Below are 15,088 nucleotides of genomic sequence, written 5' to 3' on the forward strand. Positions count from 1 at the left end.
GCAGGCACTACAATATGGCACGCATTGCGTTCTATTTGGCGGATGTGTGGAGTCCATACAGGTCGGATGTGAGCTCCGCGTGGCGAGAGTCTCTGGTGGGCGAGGATCTCTCTCGGGCAGGGCGGACCCGGTGGGCATGGCGCGGACGTCGTGTCGGTGCCCGATCTTCTGTGTGGTGTCGTAACCGCAGCGATCGGACCCGATGAATCCCCCTGGGGTTTCGTGCCGCTTCCTTTTGGGTCAGGAAGGATGAAGCACATGCCGAAGAATACTGATCCCGAGGTCAAGGCTCGTGCGTTACGGATGTTGGCTGAGCATGGCGGGGAGCACTCGTCGACGACGGCAGCAGCTGCAGCGATCGCGAAGAAACTCGGAGTGGGTAGAGAGACGGTGCGCCGGTGGGCGGTGCAGGCCGAGGTCGATGCGGGTCGACGGCCCGGGGCCAGTAGTGCCGAGCTCGCCGAGCTGAAGCGTGTGAAGGCCGAGAACAAGCGGTTACGTGAGGACATCGAGGTGTTGAAGGCGGCAACGTCTTTCTTCGTGGGGGAGCCCGACCCCCGCAATCGATGATCGTCGGTTTCATTGATGAGATGCGTGCCAAAGGTGTTGCGGTCGAGTCGATCTGCCGAGTCCTGTCTGAGCAGGGTGCCGTGGTGCCGCCACTGGAGAAGTTTCGCGACGGAGCGGTCCGCCGTCTGGAGTTCCAGGCAAGGGTTCCCGATGTTCCGCGCCTGATCAAGATGGAGTCCGCGATCGAAGGTCCGCGGCTGGATTGACTCTATGAGAAGCACATCGAGCCACTTTTGTTCCGGCCGGCCGAGCCGCTGAAGGATTGTCGACCGCGGTGTTCTCACCCGCGACGATCTCCGCTCAATTCATTTTCTGACCGCGTGTGGCGGTACCGCGCCGTTCGTGGCGCGACCCCTCGCGACCCGTCTGTCCCGGACGGATCCTCTGTCGAAGACAGTGCGGCAGGCGCGGTTTGTGGCCGACACAATCGTTGCAGGAACAGAGAAGAAGGTCGCTTCGTCGACTCGACCTGCGTAGGCCCCGCTCGGAGAGAGGAAGCTCCTTGCTCGTTCAACGCAACCACCGACGGCCAGTGGTTGATTGAGGTGGGACCGAACTGGAAGGGGCGACGTGCTGCCGTCGGAAGTCGGTGGTCGAGAAGCCGGGACAGCTCGTCGACTCGTGGAACCACCATCCCGGACGCGGGCTGGGTCCACGTTTTGTGAGCCTGACGCTTGGACGGCGCGCGATCATGGCGTGTCGCGGCGACGGAACCCGGCGAAGCCGATGATCAGGAATCCGATGGTGAACAAGCTGATCCACAGCAGCCCCCACCAGTTCTGTTCTCCGGCAGACACATCGGGCACGTGATAGTAGGGACTGATGGCCAGTGCCCAGTCGGGGAGTTTGAAACTCGGTCCGAACAGGGTGAGCACGAACGAGGCGAGGACCCCGATCCATGCGGCGAGCATGACCTGTGGCCGTGCCCCGACCACCGTCACCGCTATCGCGATCACCGTCCAGACCGCCGGGATGGTGACGATCGCCTGCAGGACGGCGTCGCCGAAGGTGATCCCGATGCCGGCTGTGGAGGCGAAGATCCCCACGACCACACCGGCCAGGAGCAGGAAGAGCACCGGGGCGGCAAAGGCGACGAGAACGGTGCCCGCAAGATAGTTCTGCCGGCTGACCGCGGTGGCGAGTACCGGCTCGGCGCGATCGGCGAGTTCCTCGGCGCGGATGCGGACGACGATCTGGACACCGGCGATCGCGGCGATGATGCCGACCAGCGAGAGGATGGTGGTGAGGAATGCCGCAACCAGATCGGCAGGCGAGGCCGCACCCGAGGCGAACACGTGGGCCATGGTGGGATTGGACGCGAAGAGGTCGTCGACCGACCGGGTGAAGTAGCCGAACACCACACCGAGCCCGATGAACCCGATCGACCACGAGATCACCGCCGCGCGGTTGAGGTGGATGGACAGGGTCAGCGGTGTACCCGCCCGGCCCCGTGGGGGTCCCGGTTGCCCGGCGATCAGCCCCTGGCCGAAGTCCCGCGAGATCTGAAGGGCGACACCGATACCGGCGACGACGAGGGTGAATGCGACGCCGAGCAGCAAGGGCCACCAGTGATCTCCGGTCGCCGGACGGGTCTCCTCGATCCAGCCGAGCGGGTTGATCCACGTCGTCCATGCGGGTGCGCTGATCGAGTAGAGGAACCCGCGGAGCACGAACAGGACGCCGAGTACTGTCACCGCGATCGAGGTGGCGGTCCGCGCATCGGAACCGATCTGGGCGGTCACCGCGGCCACGGCCGCGAATATCCAGCCGGTGACGGTGAATCCGGCGCTCAGCAGCAGCGACGCCGCCCAGCCGCCGCCGCACAACCCGGTGAACACCGTGACGGGGCAATGCGGTCGCGACGGGCGACGGTGTGCGACCCCGGGCTCGGTCACGACCCGGTGAGGCGCCGGCGGGCCCAGGCCCAGTCGACCCGTTCCTGTTCGAGGCGGACCTTCTCGCCGAGTGAATCGTCGACGAGGTCGGCGTAGAGATCGTGCTCGGCTGGGGAGAGCCGGGTCAGCGTCGAGGTCGCCGGCCGATCCTCGCCGACCCATCGATCACGGTGCGCGAGCAGGGTTTCTCGATCCATCAGGACCGACTCGGTGTGCGGCAGCCAGGCACGCAATCGGTCGAGGATCGCGAAGCCGTGGGTGTCGAGGTCGCCCCAGTAGCGAACCTGCACATCGGCCAGCCAGGTCAGCCGTCCGATCCGATCGACCTCGAACCCCTTGCCCCACAGCACGAGACCGTGGTCGGGTACCTCGACACTCAGGTAGGTGATCTCGTTCTCGACCACGAGGACGTCGTGGGGCTGCAGCGTCAGCTGTGCGAGTTCGTCTGCCCGGACACTCATCTCGGTGAGTTGAGGCGGAAGCCCCAACGACGGCGACGGCCGGAACCGGATGAAGTCGGGCTTGGACCGCAGGCCGAGGCCGGACAAGAATCCGGCTGCCGTCGACGGAACCCCGAGCATCGCCGCCAGCACCACACGATGGCGCTCGGCGAACTTGGTGTCGACCCCGGGTGCGGTGATCTCCCGCAGGTGGTGTTGTGAATCCCGGTGTGTGTCAAGCCATGTGTGGGCGGCGATCAGCCGAGAGAACTCGGGGAGCAGGTCGATCGCACGCAGGGGATACCGGAGCACCCATGCGTACACGGGCGGGTGGCCGGCCGCGAGGTGTGCCACCGTGTCGAATTCCCGGACGGAGGCCGCCATGCCCAGCAGCGCCCAGGCCTGGTCGAAGGACGACACCACAGCACGGGCGGGAAGGGTGTTGCGACCGATGCGCCGGCCACCGACCGACTGCCAGACCAGGGTGTAACACCGGTCGTCACGACGTCCCCTGTCGAGGGCTGTCACCCAGGTGCGGGCGGCGTCGAGGTCGTCACCGATCTGCGACACGGTGGGGCCGTGCAGCGGGATCTCGATGCGCTCGAACGAATCTCCGTTCGCATACGCACGCAACAGGCTTCCATCGTCCCAACGGCGGCGGACCCTGGTGGCGATGTCGTCGGGTGAGGTCCACCGTCGGCTCACCGCAGCTGCCCGTCGCGGCGGCTGCGATACTCCTCGATCGTCATCGTCTGCAGCCGTGAGAAAGTGCCCGTGGGGTTGTCGACGAATCCGATGGCCTTCACGTACGGTTCGATCACGTGCACCTTCTGCAGGGGCGTGACGATCAGCAGCTGCAGTCCGAGCTTGGCGAACAGATCCAATGCGTAACGGGTCGACACATCCGACCCCCGTCCGAAGGCCTCGTCGATCACCGCGAACCGGAAGTCGCGGGACTTCTCCACACCCCACTCCAATCCGAACTGGTACGCAAGGGATGCCGCGAGGATCGTGTAGGCGAGTTTCTCCTTCTGGCCGCCGGACTTACCGTCGGAGTCGCTGTAGTGCTCCCATTCGACATCGGTCTCCACATCCCGCTCGGATGCGGAGAAGACGAACCAGTTACGGACATCTGTGACGCGGCGAGTCCAGTTCTTGTCGGAGTCGGCGTGGCCGTCGCGACCGCGGAATCGTTCGATGATCCGCTTGACATCGAGGAAGCGTTGTTCGGAGTACTGATCGCCGTCGACGGCGAGACTGTCGTCGGTCAGGCTCCGCAGGTCGACACGGAACTGGGCCACATCCTGATTCGTGGTGGACTCGCGTTCCAGCCGGATGAATCGGCCCGGGTTGTAGGGCACCGCCCCGAGTGCCTCGTTGATACGCGCGATGCGCTCGTCGATCGACGCGGCCTGCCGATTGAGCCAGTTGTTGAACCCGGCGAGCTCTTGGATGGCGTTCTTGTTCAACTGCTCTTTGAACTCGTATTCGAAACGCGGGAGGTCGTCGGTGGCGACCCGGTCTCGGAACGCGACGAAATCGGCGCGGGCATCGACGTCGGCGTCCATGTCCGCGCGCAGGTCGGGCCATCGTCGGAGCACGTCGGCCATGTACTGCGCCAGGCTCTGCCCGTAGCCGCCGAGCTCGCGGGTGAGTCGCTCGATCCGTTGGTGGAGTGCCGACGACAACACCGACTCGGCCGCCGCGCAGTCGTCGGCCCGGAGCGGCCGGGTGCCGTCGAGGCGTTGGGTCAGGGCGTCGTATGAGGCACGTGCGGAGTCGAGTTCGGTGTCGGTGTGTGCTGCGATGAACTCGTCGTCGGTCCGCTTGTCCTGTTCGGCCCGGTTCATCGCGGCGGCCGAGGTCGCCAGCCTGCCGGTCAGCCCTTCGATCGTCGCCGTCGTGGCGGTGGCGAGTTCGGCATTGCGATCCAACGCCGCCGTGATCTCCTGCAGGCGTGAGGAACCCGATTGCAGGCGAGCCCGCTCGGCTTCGTGTGCATCGGCACGGTGCCGGGCCTCGTCGACGTCGAGCTCGGCCCAGGAATGGAAACCCTCCAGCCGTGCGAGGGCCTCGCCGCGGCGCTGCACCGCATCACGTTGCCCCGACAGCATCGTCACCTCGCCCACGGCGGCCGTGCGTTGACGGTCGAGATCGGCGAGATCATCGACCAGTGCGGCGATCTTGCGTTCGTTGGCCCACCCGAGCACCCAACGGCGGGGGTCGTCCACACGGTGTCGGTCGTCCTTCTCGTGGCGCCCGCCGGAACGCACCTGACCCTCACGGGTGACCGCCCGCTTCGTCGCGCGGAACTCTGCGATTGTCGTCGTTCGCTGATGGTCGGCGCGCTTGAACAGTTCGTCGCGCAGATAGCCTTCGAAGGGGCCGTCCCTGACCTCGAGGCAGTCCGCGAGTACGGGTACTCCGAAGTCCGGACGTTGCAGCCGAATCCGCCGTGCCGGCACCCGCTCGTAGACCAGCCGGGCACCCACGGAGCGCCCGCCGGAGGCGTGGAAGGTGAGCCTGCGGTTGTTGACCCACTCGGTCACCGCCTCATAGTGCTGTTGCGGCACCAGCAATGACAACGCGAATCCGCGCAGCACCCGTTCGGCCGCGCCACGCCACTCACCGTGTTCCTCATCGACATCGAGAAGCTCACCCGCATAGGGCAGGTCGTCGTGGGTGAGACCGAGGTCGGTGGTCAGCTGATCCCGGATCTGCACCTGGTCGGGCGGCAGGTTGCTGGTGCGGTTGCGCAGGTCGTCGAGTTCGGCGCGGATGGCGTCGCCGCGTCTGGCTGCATCCTTCTCGCGCCCGATGGCGTCGGCGATCGCGGTATCCAGCGCACGTTTGGTCTCGGCCAGCCGCGTGCGTTCGTCGTCGATGAGGCCACGGAGCGCAGCGAACTGCTCTGCGGTACCGACCGGATCGAAAGCCGCATCGGCGACGGTGGCATCGAACAGTTCCCGACCGTGACGACGTTTTGCCACGTCGTCACGAGCGGCGGCAGCGAGGCGTTCGAGCTCGCCGACCCGATCGCCGCCGGCGCGCGCCCGCTCTTCGATGAGCGACTCACGCTCGCGGGACAGATCGCGTTGACGGGCGCGGGCCTCGTCCTGTTCGCGCAGCAGCCGCTCGCCCTGGACGGTGTGGTCGGCGATCTCGTCGGCGAGCAGCGCCGAATGATGCTCTGCGATGAACAGACGCACCGCCGCACGGTGTCGGTCCAGGGTGTCCCGTTCGGCCAGTGCGGCGTCGTATCTACGGGTCGTCGAGATGATGGGGTCGAGGGCCTCGAGCTGTTCGCGGGCGCGTTTGACCGCGTCGTGGGCCTTGGTGAGATCGTCGAAGTGGGAGATGATGTCGCGTACCCGGCCACTGGCGTCACTGGGTTCGAGCATGTGGTCGCGCACGAAGTCGTTGAGATTGCCGACGGACTTCATCGACACCGTCTGATGCAGCAGTTCCAATGCCTGCTCGGACCGGATGCCGAGGAGCCGCCGCAGCGACGTGGAGTACTTGGGGAAATCGTCGTGGACGTCCGCACCACCGGACCGCAGCCGCTTCCGCAGATCACCGAGCTGGGAACCGAAGTCGGCGAAGTCGGCGGCAATGGTCAGCTGCTTGGTCGCGGTCACATAGAACCGGTAGGGCTGTCCGGCGGTGTCGCGTTGCTGGAAGACCTGGGCAAGGGTGACGGTCTCGTCGTAGCCGGGGTTGGTGAACACGCCGAGGATGACCGAGTACGTGTTGCGTTCCTGCCGTAGACCCTTGGCGCGTGAGCGCCCGGTCGACTCCTGCCGCTCGGACTTGTAGTGGCCCTCGACGTAGGAGCGGAGCGTGCGCTCCTTGGCCTCGGCGCCGGCAGCCTTGTTGTAGGCGATCTTGTGGGCGGGCATCAGCAGTGTGGTCACCGCGTCCACCAGCGTCGACTTGCCTGATCCGATGTCCCCGGTGAGCAGCGCGGTCTCGGTGTTCGGGGTCAGTCGCCACACCTGCCGGTCGAAGGTACCCCAGTTCAACACCTCGACGTGCTGTAGCCGGAATCCTGCGCCACCGGCCGGCGCCGTCAGTTCGACCGTCGAAAACAGGCCGTCAGTCATCGCAGTCCTTCCGTCCCGCGTACTCGCGCAGCTTTCCCGCGAAATCCGACAGCGTCTGTGCGTCCACGTAGGCCTTGATGATCCGCCGCACCTCCCACTGGTCGGTCTGCCCACGCAGCTGGCGCAGGAAGCCCAGCTCGACGGTCTTCTTGATGGTGGACTCGGCCTGGTCGACCAGCCGGGCCTCGTTGGTCGACTCGGTCTGGAACAACCGCAGCATCTCCACGATCTGATCGGTGGACAGCACCAGTCGTCCATCGCCTCCGCTGATCTCGAACTCCAGCAACCGTTTACGCAGCAGTACGAGCAGCAGGCTCACGTGGTAGGTCAGCGCGCGTCGGCGGACCAGCCGTGGAAGCGGTTCCTCGCCCTCTTCTTCGGGGCGTGAGCGCAGATAGGCATATCCTTCGGAGTCGTCGACGACCACTTCGACGCCGATGGTGGCGAAGTGGTCGCGGACCCCGGCGCCGGACCGCTCGAGGGTGGCCCAGGTGTCCTCGTCGGACTCGCGATAGGTCACCCCCTGCATCATCCGGATGATCGCGCTCGCCACCGCGCGTTCGTCGGTCATCGTCGTCTCACCGTGACCTTCGGGAGGCGGGCGCGCTTCGTCGTGGTCGGGTCGTCGGGATCGGGATACTCCAGCAGCGTCTCGTCGGTCGCGTCGATGTCGACGCTGAGATCATCGTCGGTAAGGGCGAGATAGCCGACGATCTCGGCTGCCCCCTGCTCGATCGGGTACATGTCCACCACGTCGGACAGCAATGCCGATGATCTCTTCGGCAGAACGCTCCGGATGTTGGCGGCCAGGCGGACCTGGTCGATGTGGGTCTGGGCGAACAGCAGCTCGGCATCGAGATCCTCGGTCGCATCGTCGATGCGGCTCTCGACGGTCACCGTGGCGGCCTTCTGATAGAGCGGTCGTTCGAATGGCAGTGTGATGTCGATCCCGGGCTGATCCACCTCGAGCCCGAAATCGGGTGTGTTTCCACGCAATTCGAGGGCACTGCTCTCGACCGAACGGACCAGGTCGAGGACGCGTCGGTTCTCCAGCCAGACCTGGTCGTCGAGGAACCGGCGTAGTTGCTCGGAGATCTGACGTACGGTGCGCTGGGTTCGGTCGGCAGCCTCCGACCAGTCGTGGTGGATACCGCGGATGCGTGGGTCGGCGTCGACGATGCCGAGCGACGACACCTTGGCGAGTAGGTCGGCGAGCTCGGACTGGCGGGAGTCCGACAGCAGGAACTCGTAGAACGACCCGAAGCTGCGACCCTGGTCGGAGGAAGCGATCTCCGAGCGGTCGTCCACCAGTTCGGCGAGCAGCTCACCCTTCGGGCCGTCCCAGGCGGCGATCTTCTCGCGGGCGGCGCGGTCGAGGAGCCGGAAGTTGTCCTCGACCTCCCGGAAGTCGGCGAGCAGGTCGCGGGCGGTCGACGACAGCTGCTGGTAGCGGTCACGAATCCCGGCTCGGTCGAGCATGGTGATGTCGCCGGCCTCGACCGCGGCGATCTCGGCATCGATCTCGGCGCGACGGCGTCGGAGCTCGGTCAGCCGGATCTCGGGATCGACTTCCGTTCCGTGCACGATCTGACGAAGCAGTTCGACGACGGTGTGCAACCGCGATTCCGTCCCGACGAACGCCCTGCCCTGCAGGGAGATGATCCAGGCGTAGGCCTTCTCGAAGGCCGGGGTGACCTCGTAGTGGACCTCGTCGTCGCCGGTGGGGTAGAAGCGGCGGAGAAAACCTGCCTCGGTGGCCGCCCAGTCCTCGAGGTATGCGCGTGGTTCCTTCGGGAACCGAACGTGGTCGTCGTCGGTGGGCAGCACCGCGTTGAGCTCGTAGAGCAGGTCGTCCAACGCCGCGGCCAGCTCGCCGGCAGGACTCGCGCCTCGATTGTCCTCGACGAAGTAGGTTCCCAGGAAGGCCAGGATGAGGGGCGAGTGGTGCGCACGCAGCAGCCGCCACGCGGGATGCCGGTCCCACAGTGCGGTGAATGCGTGGAAGTCCATGGGCCAAGGGTAGACAAGGTGACCGACATCGCCGCGGCGGTCACCGACGTGTGTCGACGACCGGGGTCAGGGTTCCGGCTCGGATGACCGGATCGCTCGTCGCGATGGTCAACCCTCGTGGGGGCGTGGGCGATGATCATGGCGATGATCATGCTGTCGAACGGGTCGAGATGGTCCCCGATCGGTTGGTCTGAGGTCGCTGCGTCGGTCGGTCGATCGATCGCGAGAGAGACCCCGTCATCGCCCCCGGGGGTCTCTCCCCACGCCCCACCAGCGGGCAGCCACCATCGACAAGACCCAGTCCGGTCTCGATCGCGATCTGCCACGTCGGTACCGCAGACACGTACGAGGTGTTGGCCGGAACCTCGAGAGTGGCCATTGCCCGTGGATCGAGGCGGGTTCGGATCGGTGACCGACCACAGGACTGTGTTGGTGTCGAGCAGGACGTCGGTCATGGGCAGGCCTCCCACACCCCGGAGCTCGTCGGCGGGCAGCGGGACGTCGAGATCCGCAGGGACCTCCAAGCCCGGGAACTGCCCGAACCGACGCACCCGTGGTGTGATCGGGGCTGATCACGGACACCGGGCGACGATGGTCGGTGATGGTGATCGCCTGCCCTGTCTGCCCGACCTCGGCGACACCGCGTTGCGCCGCGCTGTGGCCTCGGTGCCGTTGATGGTCTTCATCGCACCAGTCGAGACCGATCGGATCAGTCGGACCGTCAGATTGACTCTCGGCTCCCACGGAGTCCACCGACAGGCGATCCGATCACTCCACCCGGCGTAGCACGCCCGGTTCGACGCCGTCGTCGGCGGCCAGTGCGAGCACCTCACCGAAGCCTGCGATCAGGCAGTCGGCGAACAGTTCCAGGTCGGTGACCGCGGCGCCGTCGGAATTGATTCCGAGACAGGCGGTTCCGTTGTGGGTGATCATGGTGGCCATCATGGCGCAGCCGGGCAGCGGTCCGAACGGGAACATCCGCTCCACCTTGGCGCCGGCCACGTAGGTGTCCCAGGGGATTCCGGGGACGTTGCTGGCCTGCAGGTCGTTCTGGCTGGCGGCCCCGCTGAACTGCATGAGCACCGTTCCCGGTAGCCAGGCCATCACCGAGCCGAGTGTGTTGAAGATGTCGACGGCCGGTTCGTGACGGGCCAGCCGCACCTGCTCGCGGATGGTGAGAACCCGTTCGAAGGGATCGGCGATGCCGACCGGCCCGGCGAGGCGTCCGACGGCGATCCGGTTGCCGCCGGCCGGGTCCTCGGGGCGGCGCACCGAGATCGGGATCGCCACCGGGATCGTGTCCACCGGGGAGCCCATCTTCTCGTGGTAGATCCGGAATCCGCCGATCAGGCCGGCGAGGTAGATGTCGTTGATCGAGGCGTTCACCGCCGTCGCCGCCGCCTTGAGGTCGGTGAACGGCACCTCGAAGGCGCTGAACCGCCACGAGAGACTGCGATGGGCGAGCAGGGGGGAGCCGGGCGGGCTCACCAGGCCGGCGACTCGTGGCACCGAGCGGCCGTAACGCAGTGCCGAACTCAGCGCCTTCCGTGGATTGGTGAGGGCGCGAACACCTTTGAGCGCCAAGTCGACGCGGTGCGGGATTCGCCCGATCTCGTCACCGATCTGGCGGCCGATGAGGTCGAGTGGGCCGATGTTGACCGGGTCGGGGCTCGGTGGCTGCGGTTTACCCGGATTGTGTTCCCGTGTGGGCGAATGCAGTTGGGCCAGACCGATGATCGCGCCGAGTCCGTCGGTGAGGGCGTGGTGGGCCTTGAGGAAGTACGCGGCCTTGCCGTCGGGCAGCCCCTCGATCAGGGTGCCCTCCCACGGCGGGCGTGCGGCGTCGAGGGCCGTCATCGCGAGCTGCTCGCACGTCACCAGCAGCTCGCGCATGCTGCCGTCGCCGCCCAGCTTGATGCGGCGCAGATGGTAGTGCAGGTCGAAGTCGGGATCGACTGCCCAACTGGGTGTTCCGGCACCAAGCGGGGAATCGACGACGCGTTGCCGGAACCGGGGGGCCATCCGGCTTCCCCATTCGTGGGCTGCCACGAGCCGATCCCAGTCGGGGCTGCAGTCGTAGATCTCCAGCATGCAGATGGTGCCGCGCATCCGGCGGTCGGTGTCGCCGCGCCACATGATGGTGTCGACGGAGCTCATGTGGGGTTCGTTGGCCCAGTCGAGGGGCCGGTCCTCGCCGCCTGTCATCTCGCCCTCGTCACTCACGAACGGTCCTCCTCGGTTGCCCGGTCCACGGTGTCGTTCGAGTCGTCGGCAAACGACTCGAGTGGCCAGTCGGCCAGCGCCGTCACATACATCTGTCGTACTTCTTCTGCGCGGGAAGCGATCTCGTCGGCGGTCCAGTCGGAGGTGTCGACCGGCGGCAGGACCATCACCTCGACGGTACCCGGACGGATGAGCTGCGAACCGCGCCACATCAGTTCGCCGGTGTTGCGCAGGACCACCGGGACGACGGGCACCCCGGCCTGCATGGCGATGTGGAACGGCCCCTTCTTGAACGTCCCGACCCGCGGTGTCGGCGAGCGGGTCCCCTCCGGGGCCACAACCAACGACATCCCGTCCTCTTGCAGGGCTTTGACCGCCGGCTCCAGCTGTTCGATCGCGCGTGACGGGTCGCCCCGGTCGATGAACACCAGACCTGCCTGATCGAGGATCTGCCCGAGTACGGGCACCCGCTGGATCTCCTTCTTGGCCACCCCGGTCGCATCCGCCCGGACGAGGTTGATCATCACCGGCAGATCGAGTTTCGACTGATGGTTGAACAAGAAGACGCACGGCCGTGCCGAGGTGAGGTACTCGCCGCCGTCGAGTACCTGGACGTGGATGCCGGCGAGTGAGAGCCCGACGTCGGTGCCGGTCGGCAGGATGTCGACCAGGGCATGCCGATCACGCCGGATCAGCCCGGTGGTGAGACCGACTGCGGCAGAGGCGATGAACGATCCGTAGAACGCGCCGGTGCGGGCCAGCATGCCCACCCGGTTGTAGGTGGGGTTCTTCAGGTCGATGATCGGCCACCCCCGGGACTCGGCCTCGGCGCGCAACACCCGCCGCGGTGACACCGCCGCCGGATTGCCCACCGACTCCAGGTAGGGGATGTCCTCGTCGCCGTCGCTGTAGGCGAACGACGAGGCCAGATCGATTCCCTGCTCCCGTGCCAGTGCCCGGACCGCGGCGGCCTTTCCCGGACCCCACAGCGGGCGGCCCAGGATGTTGCCGGTGACCACACCGTCGACCACCTCGACGTCGGTGGCGAGAGCGTAGTCGGCGTCGATCTCCCGGGCGATCGGCTCGATCTGGAATCTGGTGGCCGACGACGCGATGACGATGGTGTGCCCCATCTCGCGATGCGCGCGCAGGATCTGCCACATCTGGGGCCGCAGCTTGGATGCGGTCTCGTGTTTGAACAGCTGATCGCCGAAGTCGATCAGTTCGGCATAGGTCTTGCCGGCGAAGGTCGGCTTGGTGGCCTCGAGCACTTCGGCATAGTCCTGTTCGGAGACCACCCCGCGCAGCCCGATCAGCAGGAACTCGGCCAGTTCACCGAGGCCGAACTCCATGCTGCGCAACCGTGCCCGCATGATGTCGGCTGCCGAGAAACCCTCGATGAGGGTGCCGTCGTAGTCGAACAGTGCGGCCACCTTCTTGCCGGTCGGGGCGGAGCGGATGGCCTGCATCCGGTCGGTGAAGGCGTTCACCGTGCCACCTCCGATCCGATGGTCGGCTGGATCGCCTCGATCGAGGCGATCCGGGACAGCCGGTCACGCATCAGTTCCACCTCGTCGAGCCATTGTTGCCGGGCCGGCGGCAGATCGTCGGTGTTCTCGCCGTGGATCAGGCCCCGGTTGTCGGCGAGCTGGTAGCCGCCCTCGTAGAGATCCTTGGACACCGAATCCTTGCTGCGCACCACATTCTGCAGCGACAGCTGCTTCCCCAGACCGAGGCAGTCGGCGACCAGGTCGTCGCGGTCGCGGGAGGCCGAACCCAGTTGCACCAACCGGGTCGCCACCACCAGCTGCGCGTCGAAGAACGGTTGCAGGGTGCGCCGGGCCAGCAGGGCACCGGTGTGGCCGTGGAGCACCTCATAGGTCCAGTCCTGGGTGGGGGTCACCTCGCGCCAGCCGGGGGCGAGCAGGTCGAGTTCTTGCCCCAGCCGGTGCAGGAACTCGGTCTTGGGTGGGAAGAAGAACTCGAACTTGAGCAGGTCGCGGATGCGCAGTGCCTCCTGCTGGGAGGCCGAGAGCAGGCTGTCGTGCGACTCGGGATCACCGAGGTGGGTGACCTCGCCCTCGGCCACCGCCAGCATGCCGACCTCGACGATCGCGCGGTCGACGAAGTGGTGCAGTGCGCCGTTGCGGTAGTAGGCGGCCACCGCGCGGTTCTCCGGCACGATCGACCACACCGGCTCGACGCCACCCTCGAAACAACTCACCACGCCGTTGCCGGCCAGCACCCGCAGCGTCTGGGTCAGTCCGACACCGCGACACAGTGTCGGATCCGGTCCGGGCAGGTCGCTGCGGGCGATGTAGGTGAGCAGGGGGGACAGGATCGCCTCGATCTCGGGGAGTGTGTAGGCCCGGTCCTGGGCGCCGAGCAATGCGAATCCCACCAGCGACGTCGCCGTGATCGGTGTGGCCGAGTTGATCTCGTCCATCACGCGGAAGGCGACCTTGTCGAGCCGGGCGGGGCCGTCACCGGCGTCGGCGAGGGCCGCGCGGAGCGAGATCGGCGCACCGAAACGCACCCGCGCCTCGCCGAGGTAGTGCCGCTGCGCCTTGGCATACCGCAGCAACCAGGCGACACCCTCGGGCTTCTTGGTGCCACCGGCGTCCTCGGCGGCCATCGCCCCGATCTCGTGGAGCTGGTCGTAGACGATCGACGTGGGGACGATCGTCACGTCGGCGTCGTCGAGCTGGCCGACCGCATCGACGACGTAGGTGAGCAGGCCCAGCTTGGGCTGGCGCAGCTTTCCGGTCCGGCTGCGGCCACCCTCGATGTACCACTCGAGGTTGAAGCGCTTCTCGACGATGTAGGCGAGGTAGGAACGCATCGCGAACTTGTAGACCGGGTCGGCACCGAACTTGCGGCGGATGAAGATCATTCCGGCCCGGCGGGCGACCGGTCCGACCGGCCAGAAGGCCAGGTTGTTGCCGCCGAGGACCAGATTCGGGGGGAAGTCGTTGTTGCGCAGCACCTTCGCCAACACCAGCGGATCGACGTAGGAGCGGTGCGACGGCAAGAAGATCAGGCCGGTGGACTTGTTCAGGGTGCGCAGTTCGTTGAGATGGTCGACGTCGACCGACACATTCCACGCGCGCTCGTGCAGCCGGTTGAAGGTCGCGGAGAAGACGTCGTCCATCAGCCGGCTCTGCGTGGCGACGAAGGTCGACAGCTTGTCGGTGGCCTCGGCCATCACCGCATCGGTCTGTCTGCCGAGTGTCGCCGCGAGTGCGGCCGCACCCGACTGGAACCGGGCCGAGCTGCTGATCTGCTCGGCGACGAGCCGCGGGACCTTGTATCGGTCGCCCACGATCTGGCGTTCGGCCCGCTCCGCCGACAACGAGGCCTGCACGGAGACGAACTCGCCGAACGGTTCGCCCTCGGCCTGGCTGCGCGAGTAGCGGGACCGAAGTTCGGCGATGGTCGCGGGTGCGCCGGCGGCCACCCGCAGGCTGTCCGGGCGCCTGCTCTGGATCAGCGGCTGCATGAGCCGGGCGGGCCGCCGCGGATTGGACAGCACCAGCACGTCACCGAGTGAGACCCGCCGCTCGCCGCCCTGCCGGACGGCCGGGAGCCAGACCGGACGGACGGGGACGAGCAGCGCCTGCGGGGGCAGCGCGTCGTAGTCGACATCGGCCAACTGGTGGACCTCGGCGTCGGGATAGGTCGACGACGCCCAGTCGGTCACCGCACGCATCTCACTCGGCGTACGGGCCTTGGTCAGGACCAACACCGGATCGGTCATGCGCATCACCCCGCGTCTCATGGGCCGGTGCCGCCGTGGCACCGGCCATCCACGCCTTATTGTGACCTGGGTTACACAAAGGTGGGCGGG

10 protein-coding genes are annotated in these 15,088 nt (G+C 66.8%); 2 read left to right on the forward strand and 8 right to left on the reverse strand.

Features of this window, described 5'->3' with window-relative positions; translation table 11 throughout:
- Positions 1-258 precede the first annotated feature (258 nt).
- Both Q9K23_RS13855 and Q9K23_RS13860 read left to right on the forward strand, forming a co-directional pair.
- Positions 259-570 carry a hypothetical protein gene (locus tag Q9K23_RS13855; protein ID WP_053776609.1) on the forward strand — a complete coding sequence of 104 codons (312 nt, stop codon included), beginning with the start codon at positions 259-261 and terminating at the stop codon, positions 568-570.
- The gene (locus Q9K23_RS13860) at positions 567-776 is read left to right on the forward strand and encodes a hypothetical protein (protein ID WP_053776583.1); all 210 of its coding nucleotides are present in this window, start codon (positions 567-569) and stop codon (positions 774-776) included. The genes Q9K23_RS13855 and Q9K23_RS13860 overlap by 4 nt, the downstream gene beginning before the upstream one ends.
- Before the next feature lie 483 nt (positions 777-1,259).
- On the opposite strand, the gene Q9K23_RS13865 is transcribed toward Q9K23_RS13860, so the two are convergent.
- The 8 genes from Q9K23_RS13865 to Q9K23_RS13900 all read right to left on the reverse strand — a co-directional run bounded on the left by Q9K23_RS13865 (position 1,260) and on the right by Q9K23_RS13900 (position 15,004).
- Complete coding sequence (locus Q9K23_RS13865) at positions 1,260-2,465, reverse strand: multidrug ABC transporter permease (RefSeq protein WP_305950160.1); 1,206 nt, start codon at positions 2,463-2,465, stop codon at positions 1,260-1,262.
- A complete protein-coding gene (locus tag Q9K23_RS13870; RefSeq protein WP_053776582.1) occupies positions 2,462-3,610 on the reverse strand; it encodes a DUF3322 and DUF2220 domain-containing protein in 1,149 nt (382 codons plus the stop codon). Before Q9K23_RS13870 ends, Q9K23_RS13865 begins: the two co-directional genes overlap by 4 nt.
- Entirely contained in the window at positions 3,607-7,008 is a 3,402-nt protein-coding gene (locus tag Q9K23_RS13875) for an ATP-binding protein (protein WP_053776581.1), read from the reverse strand. Before Q9K23_RS13875 ends, Q9K23_RS13870 begins: the two co-directional genes overlap by 4 nt.
- Positions 7,001-7,579 (reverse strand): DUF4194 domain-containing protein, encoded by a 579-nt coding sequence (locus Q9K23_RS13880; protein ID WP_020792490.1) that lies wholly within the window; start codon positions 7,577-7,579, stop codon positions 7,001-7,003. Before Q9K23_RS13880 ends, Q9K23_RS13875 begins: the two co-directional genes overlap by 8 nt.
- Entirely contained in the window at positions 7,576-9,018 is a 1,443-nt protein-coding gene (locus tag Q9K23_RS13885; RefSeq protein WP_053776580.1) for a DUF3375 domain-containing protein, read from the reverse strand. Before Q9K23_RS13885 ends, Q9K23_RS13880 begins: the two co-directional genes overlap by 4 nt.
- A 768-nt stretch (positions 9,019-9,786) precedes the next feature.
- Positions 9,787-11,241, reverse strand: coding sequence for a wax ester/triacylglycerol synthase domain-containing protein (locus tag Q9K23_RS13890; RefSeq protein WP_020791320.1), 1,455 nt, complete (start codon positions 11,239-11,241; stop codon positions 9,787-9,789).
- Entirely contained in the window at positions 11,238-12,731 is a 1,494-nt protein-coding gene (locus Q9K23_RS13895) for an HAD-IB family hydrolase (protein ID WP_020791319.1), read from the reverse strand. Before Q9K23_RS13895 ends, Q9K23_RS13890 begins: the two co-directional genes overlap by 4 nt.
- Positions 12,728-15,004 carry a glycerol-3-phosphate 1-O-acyltransferase gene (locus Q9K23_RS13900; protein WP_053776579.1) on the reverse strand — a complete coding sequence of 759 codons (2,277 nt, stop codon included), beginning with the start codon at positions 15,002-15,004 and terminating at the stop codon, positions 12,728-12,730. Before Q9K23_RS13900 ends, Q9K23_RS13895 begins: the two co-directional genes overlap by 4 nt.
- Between the last annotated feature and the right edge of the window lie 84 nt (positions 15,005-15,088).

It is taken from the genome of Gordonia sp. NB41Y (assembly GCF_030718915.1).
In the GTDB taxonomy this organism is placed as follows: Bacteria; Actinomycetota; Actinomycetes; order Mycobacteriales; family Mycobacteriaceae; genus Gordonia; species Gordonia desulfuricans.

Coding starts and splice junctions, on each gene's coding strand:
- Q9K23_RS13880 (WP_020792490.1), bottom strand. CDS start 7,579: ATGACCGACGAACGCGCGGTGGCGAGCGCGATCATCCGGATGATGCAG.
- Q9K23_RS13875 (WP_053776581.1), bottom strand. CDS start 7,008: ATGACTGACGGCCTGTTTTCGACGGTCGAACTGACGGCGCCGGCCGGT.
- Q9K23_RS13855 (WP_053776609.1), top strand. CDS start 259: ATGCCGAAGAATACTGATCCCGAGGTCAAGGCTCGTGCGTTACGGATG.
- Q9K23_RS13885 (WP_053776580.1), bottom strand. CDS start 9,018: ATGGACTTCCACGCATTCACCGCACTGTGGGACCGGCATCCCGCGTGG.
- Q9K23_RS13900 (WP_053776579.1), bottom strand. CDS start 15,004: ATGCGCATGACCGATCCGGTGTTGGTCCTGACCAAGGCCCGTACGCCG.
- Q9K23_RS13860 (WP_053776583.1), top strand. CDS start 567: ATGATCGTCGGTTTCATTGATGAGATGCGTGCCAAAGGTGTTGCGGTC.